At 32.7% G+C, this 13,975-nt stretch carries 13 protein-coding genes; 2 read left to right on the forward strand and 11 right to left on the reverse strand.

Going from position 1 to position 13,975, the window contains the following annotated elements; genetic code table 11:
* Positions 1-8 precede the first annotated feature (8 nt).
* Positions 9-323, forward strand: coding sequence for a hypothetical protein (locus LQ693_RS05955; protein ID WP_051539247.1), 315 nt, complete (start codon positions 9-11; stop codon positions 321-323).
* A gap of 64 nt (positions 324-387) precedes the next feature.
* Here the strand turns inward: LQ693_RS05955 and LQ693_RS05960 are convergent, their stop codons facing one another.
* From LQ693_RS05960 to LQ693_RS06000, 9 genes are all read right to left on the reverse strand, one after another.
* Positions 388-1,587 (reverse strand): MalY/PatB family protein, encoded by a 1,200-nt coding sequence (locus LQ693_RS05960; RefSeq protein ID WP_107565168.1) that lies wholly within the window; start codon positions 1,585-1,587, stop codon positions 388-390.
* Positions 1,577-2,419 carry a YtnP family quorum-quenching lactonase gene (locus tag LQ693_RS05965; RefSeq protein ID WP_025905272.1) on the reverse strand — a complete coding sequence of 281 codons (843 nt, stop codon included), beginning with the start codon at positions 2,417-2,419 and terminating at the stop codon, positions 1,577-1,579. The genes LQ693_RS05960 and LQ693_RS05965 overlap by 11 nt, the downstream gene beginning before the upstream one ends.
* Before the next feature lie 132 nt (positions 2,420-2,551).
* On the reverse strand, positions 2,552-3,187 hold the full coding sequence (gene trmB, locus LQ693_RS05970) for a tRNA (guanosine(46)-N7)-methyltransferase TrmB (protein WP_025905271.1): 636 nt from the start codon (positions 3,185-3,187) through the stop codon (positions 2,552-2,554).
* A gap of 13 nt (positions 3,188-3,200) precedes the next feature.
* Positions 3,201-3,992 carry a phosphotransferase family protein gene (locus tag LQ693_RS05975; RefSeq protein WP_025905270.1) on the reverse strand — a complete coding sequence of 264 codons (792 nt, stop codon included), beginning with the start codon at positions 3,990-3,992 and terminating at the stop codon, positions 3,201-3,203.
* A 263-nt stretch (positions 3,993-4,255) separates the two neighbouring features.
* Positions 4,256-5,104: a D-amino-acid transaminase gene (gene dat, locus LQ693_RS05980; protein WP_025905269.1), complete on the reverse strand. Its 849-nt coding sequence runs from the start codon at positions 5,102-5,104 to the stop codon at positions 4,256-4,258.
* On the reverse strand, positions 5,101-6,519 hold the full coding sequence (gene pepV, locus LQ693_RS05985) for a dipeptidase PepV (RefSeq protein WP_025905268.1): 1,419 nt from the start codon (positions 6,517-6,519) through the stop codon (positions 5,101-5,103). The genes dat and pepV overlap by 4 nt, the downstream gene beginning before the upstream one ends.
* A 252-nt stretch (positions 6,520-6,771) precedes the next feature.
* A complete protein-coding gene (locus LQ693_RS05990) occupies positions 6,772-7,197 on the reverse strand; it encodes a YtxH domain-containing protein (RefSeq protein ID WP_025905267.1) in 426 nt (141 codons plus the stop codon).
* Positions 7,198-7,260: 63 nt separating this feature from the next.
* Positions 7,261-7,968, reverse strand: a complete 708-nt coding sequence (locus tag LQ693_RS05995) for a pseudouridine synthase (protein ID WP_025905266.1) — start codon at positions 7,966-7,968, stop codon at positions 7,261-7,263.
* A 3-nt stretch (positions 7,969-7,971) separates the two neighbouring features.
* A complete protein-coding gene (locus tag LQ693_RS06000; RefSeq protein WP_107565167.1) occupies positions 7,972-9,606 on the reverse strand; it encodes a putative polysaccharide biosynthesis protein in 1,635 nt (544 codons plus the stop codon).
* 122 nt (positions 9,607-9,728) lie between these two features.
* On the opposite strand from LQ693_RS06000, the gene LQ693_RS06005 reads away from it, so the two are divergent.
* A complete protein-coding gene (locus LQ693_RS06005; RefSeq protein WP_107565166.1) occupies positions 9,729-10,988 on the forward strand; it encodes a BaiN/RdsA family NAD(P)/FAD-dependent oxidoreductase in 1,260 nt (419 codons plus the stop codon).
* A gap of 154 nt (positions 10,989-11,142) precedes the next feature.
* On the opposite strand, the gene LQ693_RS06010 is transcribed toward LQ693_RS06005, so the two are convergent.
* Together LQ693_RS06010 and leuS are read right to left on the reverse strand one after the other, a co-directional pair.
* Complete coding sequence (locus tag LQ693_RS06010; RefSeq protein ID WP_107565165.1) at positions 11,143-11,454, reverse strand: rhodanese-like domain-containing protein; 312 nt, start codon at positions 11,452-11,454, stop codon at positions 11,143-11,145.
* A gap of 21 nt (positions 11,455-11,475) precedes the next feature.
* Positions 11,476-13,860, reverse strand: a complete 2,385-nt coding sequence (gene leuS, locus LQ693_RS06015) for a leucine--tRNA ligase (protein ID WP_107565164.1) — start codon at positions 13,858-13,860, stop codon at positions 11,476-11,478.
* Between the last annotated feature and the right edge of the window lie 115 nt (positions 13,861-13,975).

Genomic DNA, 13,975 nt, shown 5'->3' on the forward strand with positions numbered 1-13,975 from the left:
GCATGGTCATGCAGAATAATAAGTTCCGCTTTTTCATTATATTATTGTCCGTTTTTACTGGTTTAGGTATTGTTGCTTCTATCGTATATGCTAAGCAATATAAACCATATAGTTGTGAAGAAATACTTAAACAAGTCAAAGCACAATTTAATAATGTTGAAGCCTCTTATATATTACATATCCCAAAGACCTACCAAAAATTCGGCATTGAAACTAAAGTTGTGCATGGTGGTATTACCGTTAACAATGATGGTAAACAAGTACACTATGAATTTATAGCCGATGCCTTTAATGGCCAAGTCATTGATATATTTGAAATTTAATAAGCTTAAAAGATGAGTCTGAGTGATTAATTTAAATCTCAGACTCTATTTTATGACTGAAATATTATTCAACTTCACCGTGATCTAGTGCGTCGAATGATTTTTTAATAGATTCTAAACCGCTTCTTAATTTTTCTTCACTACAAGCTAAATTCATTCTGAAATGGTGACTTTCTCCGAGCTCGTATGAATGTCCGATGCCTGTTGCAAGTTTACCTACAGATTGCAATGCTTTTTGAACATCACTTTCTACGTAACCACTTTTAGAAAAGTCTATCCAAGCTAAATATGTCGATTCAGGCTTAATGAATGATAACTGATCAGACATTTCATTTTTAATAAATTCATCTAAGATGGTCATATTCTTCTCAATATGCTCATTTAATTGATCTACCCATTCACCTGCTTCATTATAGGCTACTTTAACTGCTTCAACAGCCAATGTATTTGCAGCTGACAATCCATAATATGTTGCCAATTTACGATTGAATTGTAATGTGAAATAGCGATGTTTTGTAATCATATAACTACTTGCTAAACTCGCTAAGTTAAATGTTTTACCTAATCCAGTAACAACAAGAATTGGAGAATCTAACGTCATTTCATTTGTCATTGAATAGAATCCATTTTCACTTCTCACAAAATCCATATGAATTTCATCAGAAACAATAAAGACATCATGTCTTTCACAAACATCTTTCATAAATGCACATTCTTCTTTCGTCCAAACTTTACCTGTTGGATTATGAGGACTACACAGGACTAACACTTTAACATCATCACGTGCTGCCATTTCTTCAAATTGTTCTTTATCCAACTCATAACCGTTATCTGTCGCTACTAATGGTGATTCAACTGCCACTCTTTTATTACCTTCAATTAAATTTAAAAAGGCATTATATGAAGGTGTATGAATTAACACACCTTCACCTTCTTTTGTAAATTCACGTATAACTTCAGTTACCGTAAATAAAATACTTGGCACATAATATATATCATTCGTTTGGATATTCACAGAAAATCTTGTTTTGTACCAATTTTTAATCGCATTTAAATATGCTTCTTGCTTCCATACTAAATAACCGAAATGTGCTTGATCTAATTTGTTTTTCAAATGGTTAATAATAAAATCAGGTGTCTTAATATCCATATCGGCTATCCAAAATGGTTCTAAGTTCTCATAATCATAAACTTTACGTTGTCCATCATATGCTACTGTTGCTGTTCCCCTTCTATCAATCACTTCATCAAAATTATATTTCAATTAAATCATCCCTTCTTATTTCTTCTTTAATTCCCTTCGTTTGTTCATCAAGTTTGAGCGCAAAATAATTGGCATCATGATAGAACACGAACCAATAATCTTCTTTAATATATCTCTGTAAAAGTCTTTCCTTAGCATTAATAGAATCCATTGGATAATCATCATAGGCTGTAACCCATAAAGGATTTAAGTGAGCTAATGTAGGCAAGATATCGGCCATATGCACACCTTTCATGCCATTACTTTCAATTTCAATGACACTATGACCAGCGCTATGACCACCAGTATGTATCATTTTAATGCCTGGAACGATTTCCATCGAATCTACAAATGTTACAACTTGATGTTCAATACCTTTATAATTTTGTTCCCAATATGTAGCACTACTTCGTATATTTGGGGCTCTCAATTCATTCCATTCAATTTGTGATGTATAAATTGTTGCATTTTTAAATACTGATTGACCATCTGCAGTTGTGAGTCCACAAGCATGATCAAAATGCATATGAGACATCAATACAATATCAATATCATCTATGGTCAAATTAAATTGCTTTAATGAGTTACTAATATCACTTTCATAAGTTGTACCATAGTTTCTTTTTTGTTTGTCTGTTAATTTACCATTACCTATCCCAGCATCAATTATAATATTGTGTTCATCTGTTTGAACGAATATTGGATGTGTTACGAGAGGTATTTGATTAAGTTCATTAGGCGGATATTTTTTAGTCCACAATGCTTTTGGAACGACACCAAACATTGCACCACCATCCATTTGAGTAATACCACCTTGTAATGGATATAATTTAAAATCACCTATATTTAACAAGAAATTCCCCTCCAATCATTTATTATTATTTTATCACTAATTAGAGTAATGAACATCTTTCATGATTGCTACAACACTTTAGTTAAAAATGGCATAAAAAAAGAAGTTAGAATCATAATGATTCCAACTTCCTTATTTAAAGCTTGCTTCCATACGATAGATTCTAAAACCTCTACTAGAGAATTTATCTTCGTATTCAGTACGGATGTTATCTTCAGGCTCATCTTCATGTAAATTCAAATTAATATAATCAAATGACATACCATATTGAGACATACTTTCTAAACTATACTCAAATAATCCTTGATTATCTGTTTTGAAATGTATTTGTCCATCTTTTTTCAAAATGTGCTGATAAATTTCTAAAAAGCTAGAGAAAGTTAATCTTCTTTTAGCATGTCTTGTCTTTGGCCATGGATCTGAAAAATTCAAATAAATTCTAGAAACTTCATTTTCAACAAAATACTCTGTTAATAATTTAGCATCTTGATTAATCAATTTAATATTGTTTAATTCCATTTCTTTAACTTTTTCAAGAACACGGACCATAACATTTTTATCTTTTTCAATTGCTACGTAATTGATATTAGGATTTTGTTTAGCCGTCTCAGTAATAAATCTACCCATACCAGTTCCGACTTCAATATGAATGGGTTGATCTTTATCAAACCATTCAGCCATCTTATATTGATGATTAAGATCTACATCTACTATATTGGGATGATCTTTTAAGAAATCGTCAGCCCAAGGTTTATTTCTCATTCTCATTCAAAGTTACTCCTTATATAAATACATTTCTTGTCATTACTTCATTTAAGAAGTGTAACCAATCATTCATATCTTTATAACGTTTTTTCTCTTCATACCACTCTACCATTGCGATAGCTTGAATCAATGTATACCACTTCATACGTTTCTTTAAATCATGCGTATCGTTAATACCATACATACTTAGCCAATCTGACCAATCTTTCTCATCAACATAAGTATATAAAATCATTCCGATATCAATAGCTGGATCTGCAATCATTGCACCTTCCCAATCTACTAAGAAAAGTTCATCTTGATCAGATAAAAGCCAATTATTGTGATTCACATCTCCGTGTATGACTGTATAGAATCTACTGTCTAATGTTGGCATGTTATCTTCTAGATATAACAATGCCTTTCTCACTGTACGGTTAGACAATACATGTCGTGACAATGAGCTGTTAATTTTATTAAATAAAATCTCTGGATGCATAGGTTTCATTTCCATACGTTTAAGCATATTTAATAATTGTTTAGAAGAATGTATTTTTTTAAGAAGTTTGGCAACACGGTTAGAATTCATTTCATCTTGGACTAACTCTCTACCATTTTTCCAATGTTGTGCAGTTACAACTTCTCCTGTTTCGATTCTTTTTGTCCAAACTAATTTTGGCACGATACCTTCAGCAGATAATGCTGTTAAGAAAGGACTTGAATTACGTTTTAGGAAGAGCTTGCGGCCATCTTGTTCTGCCATATATGCTTCACCAGATGCACCACCTGCTGAGTCTAATGTCCATCCTAATTGATAAAAATGTTCCAACCTATCCACCTCACTTTCAATAAAAGAAAAAGAAAAAGACTCAAGAATATTCTTTTTCAAGAGTCATATTTTAATCTTAAAAATTTTTGTTTAATTTTTGTAATTTTAGTGCGCTTGATTTAAATTTTATTATCTTTCGGTTAAGATTTCAACCTCATAAATGAAAACTTTCGAGTATTTTGAACCTATTCATATACAATAAGTCTTATAAATTCAGTATCCACTTGAATTACTTAAGATATTAAAATTACACTAAAAAATTTTTATGATTTTGACTCTATATAATTATTAAATGCATTTTGTAATTGCTTCGTAATTTGTCCGACTTTTCCGCCACCTATTTTTTGATCATTTACTTGTACAACTGGCATCACTTCAATAGATGTACTTGAAATAATCACTTCATCTGCATCATTTAAGAAATCTAATGTAAATGATTCTTCAATAAATGGAATATTTAAATCTTCGGCTAATTCTTTTATAACACGTCTCGTAATCCCATTAAGGATTAAATTATTTGCAGGATGTGTATAAATTTTGCCATCTTTAATTGCATAAACGTTACTTGAACTACCTTCAGTAACTGTTTCGCCTCTATGCATGATTGCTTCAGCAGCATCGTTTTGTGTAGCTTTCTCTTTTGCTAACACATTACCTAATAAGTTTAAGCTCTTAATATCACATCTCAACCATCTGATATCTTCAACTGTAATAGCTTTAACACCATTTTCTAATTCGTCATATGGTCTGTCATAGCTTTTAGAGAATGCTGAGAATACAGGCTTTGTACTCGCATCAGGAAACGGATGGTTTCGAGGTGCAACACCACGTGTCACTTGAATATACACGCCACCATTTACAACATTATTCTTCGCTGCTAATTCTTTTGTTACTTCTGTTAAACCTTCAACAGAATACGCGTCTAAATTAAGTCCAATTTCTTTCGCACTTCTAAATAATCGTTCATAGTGCTCTTTAGATGTGAATACTTTGCCATCATATATACGTATGTATTCGTATATGCCATCACCAAAGTTATAACCTCTATCAGAATAGCTAACCTTACCTTCAGATTCATCAACAAACTCATCATTTATATAAATATAACTCATTCATCATCACCCTTTACACAGACATTGTATATAGCTTCTAAATAAATTGCAGTTGCATTAAATAATTGTTTTTTCGTGATATATTCATTTTTTTGGTGCATTAAATCTTCAGAATCTTTAAACATGGCACCGAATGCCACACCTTTATCTAAGTTTCTAGCATATGTACCGCCACCGATTGTATACGGCTCGGACTGATCACCTGTTTGATTGCGATATGCTGATAATAGTTTTTCAATAAATGGATCGTTTTTATCTACATAATGCGGAACTTGGTGTTTATCCATTTCAATGTCGAAGCCTTTTTCTTTCAATTCTTCTGAAAAACGAGACATTGATTGGTCGAAATTAAAGCCTTCTGGATATCTTAAATTAATACCAAATTGACCACCATCTACATCTGTATAACTCATAATACCTGTATTAGTCGTCACTTCACCCATTTCTTCAGTAGCAAATTTCATACCCATTTTTTCACCTTTTGGAGAATCAACTAAGTATTCATTTGCAAATTTCACATATGAGCTCGCGTATTTATCTAAATTTAATTCATTTAAGAATTGAATAAGGTATAAGCCAGCATTCACACCTAATGTAGGATCCATACCATGAGCTGATTTACCGTGAACAACGATGTTTAAGAATCCTTCATCAATTGTTGTTTCGCCTTCAATCTCATGTTCATTTAAAAATGATTCAAATTTCTGAACAACATTTGTCATTTGTTCTTTGATAAGTAATTTAGCTTGTGCAGTATCAGGTACCATATTGAATCTTTCACCTGAGAAGAATGCTTTTAATTCTACTTCAGGCTCATCATTATCTTCCACATAACCAGATTGAACGATGTTGAATGTTACAATCCCTTTTTCTCCGTGGATTAGTGGGAATTCTGCATCTGGTGCAAAACCTACTGAAGGCATTTCTTCAGTTTCAAAATAACGATCTGTACATTTCCAATCAGATTCTTCGTCAGTACCTACAATAATATGTATTCTTTTTTTCCATTCGACATTCATATCTTCAAGTATCTTAACGGCATAGTATGCTGCAATTGTTGGTCCTTTGTCATCAAGTGTACCTCTCGCAATAATTGCATCTTCTGTTTCTACAGGTTCAAACGGATTAGAATCCCATCCAGCACCTGCTGGCACAACGTCAACATGGCAAAGTATACCTAATAGATCATCACCTTTACCCGCTTCAATTCTACCTGCAATATTGTCTATATCAACATGAGAAAATCCATCTCTTTCACCTAACTTGTACATATAATTTAACGCTTCTTTTGGACCTGGTCCAACTGGCGCATCGTATGTACTTGCTGCATCATCTCTTACACTTTCGATGCTTAATAGCCCCTTTAAATCATTTATAATATCTTCTTCATATTCTTTAACTTTATCTCTCCACATCGAAAATCATCTCTTTCTTAACTTGAATAGTTATCTATATAATACATGATATTTTTGTAAATATGAAATAGAATTACCGATAAATTTTTAATTTTTATACAGAAAGTTATTTCCTTTTACGTACGACTAAAGTCGTATATAAAATTATTTTTTTGAATCTTATTATTTCCCGACATGACAAAAGTTGTTAACAAAAAAACTAGGACAAATAAGTTGCCCTAGTTTTAGCCAATATTGAACATAAGAAGAAAATTATTTCTTCAAGTCTTCTTCTGTAACAACTCTTAAATTGTTGTTAGCAGTTCCGCCTTCGTCATCAAATTTAGCTTCTCTTTGTTCAGTTGGATCTTGATCTTCTTTTTTCAGACGAGATTTAGCATTTGATGCATAACCTTTTGGATCTTCTTTTGCTTTTTGGAATTCATTTTTCGCTTTTTCTTTAGCTGACTCTTTATAAGAAGTTGGATCTTCTTTATATTTTGAGTACTCGTCTTGTGCTTTACCTTTTAGTTCGTTTGCTTTTTGTTTAGCATTTTCTTTGTAATTCTCTGGATCTTCTTTATATTTCCCGTATTCATTTTTTAATTTATCTCTATTTTCTTTTTTAGATAAGACAACTGCTGCTGCAGTTCCTCCTAATACTACTAACGTTCTAAATAATCCTGCTTTTTTAGCCATTTGTATCCACCTCTATTTAGTTAATAGTTATTATATTACCCCGCGGAAATCTTTCTAAACATTTTAAACAGATAAATTTAAAAATTTAAAATCTTCTTCTAACAAATGTCTATACTCACCAAGTTCTAAACGTTCATCAAGTTCTAAATCAGCAATTTGAACACGTTTTAAATAAGTCACTTCACAACCTATCGCATGAAACATTCGCTTAACTTGGTGGAATTTACCTTCATAAATCGTAACGTAAGCTATCGACTCTTCTCCATTTTCTACAATTTCTAATTCACTTGGTGAAGACGTAAAGTCCCCTAAATCAATGCCTGCTTTAAAAATATCTATTGCATCATCTGAAATGTGTCCAGATACTTCAACATAATACTTTTTAGCGACTTTTTGTTTCGGACTCATAAGTTGATGCGAGAATTTACCATCGTTTGTTAAAAGTAATAAACCTTCTGTATCTTTGTCTAAACGCCCTACCGGGAATAAATCTAAATGCATATATTCTGGAACAATATCAATGACTGTTTCATGTTCATCATCTTCTGTTGCTGAAACGAATCCTGATGGCTTATTCATCATTAAATAGACAACTGGTTCATATTCTATCGGGATATCATCAAATGTTATGACATCTTCTTCTGGATTAATATGCATTTCAGGTTTCTTAACGATTTCATCATTAACGGTAACGAGATTTTTCTTTAGAAACTTTTTAACTTCTTTTCTTGTTCCGATACCTGAATTTGCTAAAAATTTATCTAATCTCATCATTTACACCCACTTAATTTTGCGTCTAATTTTAGCAGTTAAATCACCTAAAAATTCATCTGCTAAACGTGAACGCATTGTTAAATATCCATATACGATTACACCAACACATCCTCCTACAATAAGTGTGATAAGCGCACCTAATTTAGATGTTGGATCAATGATTAATGACACAATAAAGTAACTTAACTCAACGAATAATACCATGATTATAGTATAGAAAGTAATTCTTAATGTATGGTAAATTGTGATATTAAATTTAAAGTCTGCATATTTATATAGAACTACACAATTTAAGATAACAGCTACTAATAATGCGATTGCCGTACCAATAACAGCACCTAACGTATGGAATACCATAATAAGTGGTAAGTTTATAACTGCTTTAATGACTAATGACGCGATAACGATCCATACTGTTAAGGCTTGTTTATCAATACCTTGCAACATTGAAGCTGTTACAGATAATAATGCGATTAAAATACTAACTGGCGCATACCAGAATAATATTTCTGTACCCATTGGATTATAACTATAGAACACGTTATATAATGGTTGTGCTAATACCATAATGCCAAGTGATGCTGGAACTGTTAAATATAACAATACACCTAATGATTTTCTAATTTGGTGATGCATTGCATCAATTCTACCTGAATTGTAAGTATTCGTAATAAATGGTACTAAACTCACTGCGAATCCTGCTGCAAGAGATGTCGGAATCATAACAATTTTATTAGTTGTCATACTCAGCATTGTGAAATAAATATCTTGTAATTCACTGCCTACCCCCGCCATTGCTAACCCAGTATTATGTGTAAACTGGTCGATTAAGTTTATAATCGGAAAACATAAACTTACGATTACAAATGGAATACTGTATTTAATAATTTCTTTATATATTTTGATATACGACACATCAATATCGCTTGTATCTTGTTGAACTTCTGCTTTTATTAAATGTCTTCTCTTCATCCAAAAATAAAGTAAAGTCAATAATGCGATAATTGCACCGATACCAGCTGCAAATGTTGCAACTTGGTTGGCCATTAATACAGAACCATCCATGACATTTAATACGATATAACTTCCACCAAGTATAAATGCGATACGTGCTACTTGTTCAGTTACTTCAGATACAGCTGTAGGACCCATTGAATTAAATCCTTGGAAGATCCCTCTCCATGTTGCGAGTAATGGAATAAATAATACTACAAAACTTATTGTTCTAATAACAGTTGTAATATCTTCTATACCCCAACCGCCTTCTATACCACCTTTATTTGCTAAAGTTAATTGAGCAATAGTTGGTGATAAGAAATAAAGTAATAAAAATCCGATAAATCCTGATACCGTCATAACTAAAAAGCTTGACCGGTACAATTTTCTACTTACTTTATAAGCACCTAATGCGTTATATTTAGATACATATTTCGCAGCTGCTAAAGGAACGCCCGCAGTTGCTATTGTTATCATGATTGTGTATGGTTGATAAGCATATGTAAATGGGGCAAGATTTTTTTCATCGCCTATAATAGCGTAAAAAGGTATTAAATAAAGAATACCAATTACTTTTGTTATTAAAATACTTGCAGTAAGTAGGAAGGTTCCCCTTACTAGCGCTTTACTTTCTGACATAATTTCATCCCTATCTAATTTACTTTTAAATTTAATAATAACAGGTTTATTTCTATTCTACTACTTTTTTAAAGACACATTATTCGTTAAAATATTATTACATCGACTTATGGAGGTAACTTATGTATCATACAATAATTATCGGTGCTGGACCTAGTGGTTTAATGGCCGCATATAGTGCAAGTTCAAATGGTAAAAACGTCTTGTTACTTGAAAAGAAAAAAGGCTTAGGACGAAAGCTCCGCATTTCTGGTGGCGGTAGATGTAATGTTACCAACCGCTTACCTTATGAAGAAATTATAAAAAACATTCCTGGTAATGGAAAATTCTTATATAGTCCATTTTCAACATTCGACAATGAATCTATTATACAATTTTTTGAATCTAAATCTGTACACTTAAAAGAAGAAGATCACGGACGAATGTTTCCTGTTTCAAATCGCGCTCAAGATGTTGTTGATGCACTAGTTGATTCCATTAAACAAAATGGTGTAGAAATACGCCAAGAAACTACAGTATCATCTATTGAAAGTGAAAATCAACAAATAACAGGCGTCACACTACAAGATGGTACATTTATCCCTGCAAAGACTGTCATCATCGCATCAGGCGGTTGCAGTGTGCCACATACTGGATCGACAGGAGACGGGTATAAATTTGCTGAGCATTTAGGTCATTCCATAACAGAACTATTCCCAACAGAAGTACCAATTAAATCTAGTGAACCATTCATTAAAAACAAAACACTACAAGGATTAAGTTTACAAGATGTTGGACTATCTGTACTCAAGAAAAATGGTAAACCTAGAATTACACATCAAATGGATATGTTGTTTACACATTTTGGCGTTTCAGGACCAGCAGCATTAAGATGTAGTCAATTTGTTTACAAAGAACAAAAAACTCAAAAGAAAACCGACATACAAATGTCTATAGATGCCTTTCCAGAAATTAAAGCACATGACTTAGAACAACAAATTGTAAAAAAATTAAAAGACGAACCAAATAAAGCAATTAAAAATGCACTAAAAGGACTTGTCCAAGAAAGATATTTACATTTTATCTTACAACAGTCAAGTATTGATTTAGACGTGACATACCATCATCTGTCCCAACAAGCCATTCGAACATTCGTAGAAAACCTTAAATCATTTACATTCACAGTAAATGGTACACTTCCACTCGATAAAGCTTTCGTAACAGGTGGCGGTGTTAATATAAAAGAAATCGAACCCAATACTATGGCATCCAAAATATGTGCAGGACTTTACTTCTCAGGAGAAGTATTAGATATCCACGGTTATACAGGTGGCTATAATATAACAAGCGCACTTGTCACTGGATATGTAGCAGGCTATAACGCCGCACAATTTAATGATTAAAATTCTATAGTATGCATATAGTGGCAGGTGTGATTTATGGCACCCTTATTTACAGAACTTCTTATAACTGTTATTAACTCTAAACAATATTATACTCACACATATTTTAAGGCTGAGACATTTAAAAAATGTCTCAGCCTTATTTATTTCTTCATTAAACTCTTTTGTTTTCTAAACCATCGTCGCCCCACTCATTCATGCCGCCTTCTATGTTTACTGCATCAATGTCGTGGTCATTTAAATAATCAACTACTCGAGCACTTCTAACGCCACCTGCACATACAATATAATATGTTTGGTCTTTAGAGAAATGATCTAATTCATTTGGAATTTCTCCCATTGGAATATGTTTAGCACCAGGGATTACACCTAGAGCTACTTCATGATCTTCTCTCACATCAACTATATTAATTGGGCTATTAGATGTAATTTTTTCTGCTAATTCTGTTACTGTAATTTCTTTCATCACTAGAACACTCCTAATTGATTAATTTGCTACGATATTAACTAACTTTTGTGGAACTGCAATCACTTTACGGACTGTTTTACCTTCAATCGCTTCTTTGATTTTTTCATTATCCATCGCTACTGCTTCCATTTCATCTTTCGATAAATCTTTAGAAATTTTAATTTTGTCTTTTAGTTTACCGTTAACTTGGATAACAATTTCTATTTCGTTATCTACTAGTAATGACTCATCAAATGTTGGCCATACTTCATAAGATAAAGTATCGTTATGACCAAGTTTTTGCCATAATTCTTCAGAAATATGTGGCGCAATTGGTGATAACATTTTAACAAAACCTTCAGCATATGCTTTATTGATTTGATCTTGTTTATAACAATCATTAATGAATACCATCATTTGACTGATTGCAGTATTGAAGTTTAGTGTATCGAAGTCTTCAGTTACTTTCTTAACTGTTTGGTTATACACTTTGTCTAGGTCTGGAGTTTCATTTTCAACGACCTTATCCGTAATGTTCCCTTCTTCTGTAACAAATAAACGCCATACTCTATCTAAGAAACGACGTGAACCGTCTAATCCATTTTCACTCCATGCAATTGCTGCATCTAAAGGACCCATGAACATTTCATATAGACGTAATGTGTCTGCACCATGAGAACGTACAATATCATCAGGGTTAACAACATTACCTTTTGATTTACTCATTTTTTCATTACCTTCACCAAGAATCATACCTTGGTTAAATAATTTTTGGAAAGGCTCTTTAGTTGGTACTACACCGATATCGTATAACACTTTATGCCAGAATCTTGAATATAATAGATGAAGCACGGCATGTTCTACACCACCGATATATAAATCTACTGGTAACCAGTGTTTAAGTTTTTCAGGATCAGCTAATTGTTCATTGTTATGTGGATCGATATATCTTAAGTAATACCAACAGCTTCCTGCCCATTGTGGCATCGTATTCGTTTCACGACGACCTTTCATACCTGTCTTAGGATCTACAACATTAATGAATTCATCGATATTAGCTAAAGGTGATTCTCCTGTACCTGATGGTTTAACTTGATCTGTTTCAGGTAGGATTAATGGAAGTTCTTCTTCAGGAACTGTTGTCATTGTACCATCTTCCCAATGAATAACTGGAATTGGTTCACCCCAATAACGTTGTCTACTAAATAACCAATCTCTTAATTTATAGCTTACTTTTTTATGACCAATACCTTTTTCTTCAAGTAATTCAATCGCTTTAGGTACCGCTTCTTCTTTTGTTAAGCCATTTAATACATCTGAATCAATCATTTTACCATCTTCATCATATACTGTGATGATATCTAAATTGAATTTCTCTGCAAACTCAGCATCTCTTTCATCATGTGCTGGAACTGCCATTACTGCACCTGTTCCATAACTAATTAACACATAATCAGCAACCCAAATCGGCATTTTTTTACCAGTGAATGGGTTTGTTGTAAATGCACCAGTGAATACACCACTTTTATCTTTTGCTAAATCTGTTCTTTCTAAGTCAGATTTACGTGATGCTGCTAATTTATATGCTTCAACTGCTTCTTTTTCATCTTCAGTCGTAATTAAATCTACTAAAGGATGTTCTGGAGAAAGTACAGCAAAAGTTGCACCATAAATTGTATCTGGACGAGTTGTAAATACTTCAAATGATAAATCTGTATTATCAATATTGAATTTTAATTCAGCACCTTCAGATCTACCAATCCAGTTTCTTTGCATATCTTTAATAGATTCAGGCCAATCTAATTCATCTAAATCTTCTAATAAACGATCTGCATATTCAGTAATTTTTAATACCCATTGTCTCATTGGTTTACGAACAACTGGATGTCCTCCACGTTCTGAAACACCATCAACAATTTCTTCATTAGATAATACTGTACCTAATGCTGGGCACCAGTTTACTGCTACTTCATCAACATATGCCAATCCTTTATTATATAATTGAATAAAAATCCATTGCGTCCATTTATAGTAATCTGGGTCAGTTGTATTCACTTCTCTATCCCAGTCATATGAGAAACCTAGCTCTTGAATTTGTCTTTTAAAAGTCGCAATATTTTTAGCTGTAAATTCTTTAGGGTCATTCCCTGTATCGATAGCATATTGCTCAGCTGGTAAACCAAATGCATCCCAACCCATTGGGTGAAGTACATTGTAACCTTGCATTCTTTTATATCTTGAGACGATATCTGTAGCTGTATAACCTTCAGGATGTCCTACGTGTAAACCAGCGCCAGATGGATATGGAAACATATCTAAAGCGTAGAATTTCTTTTGTCCAAGATTATCGTTAGCTTTAAATGTTTTGTTAGCTGCCCAAAAATCTTGCCATTTCTTTTCAATTTGTTGATGATTATAATTCATTTGTTCGTTCCTCCTATAAAATAAAAAAAAGCCATCCCAACCATCATAACAGTTGGGACGACTTGAATAAATATGCCGCGGTACCACCCAGAATTCACAATTAAGTGCTCTTCAT

Origin of the sequence: Mammaliicoccus sp. B-M6 (assembly GCF_022386965.1) — a bacterium.
GTDB lineage: Bacteria > Bacillota > Bacilli > Staphylococcales > Staphylococcaceae > Mammaliicoccus > Mammaliicoccus sciuri_A.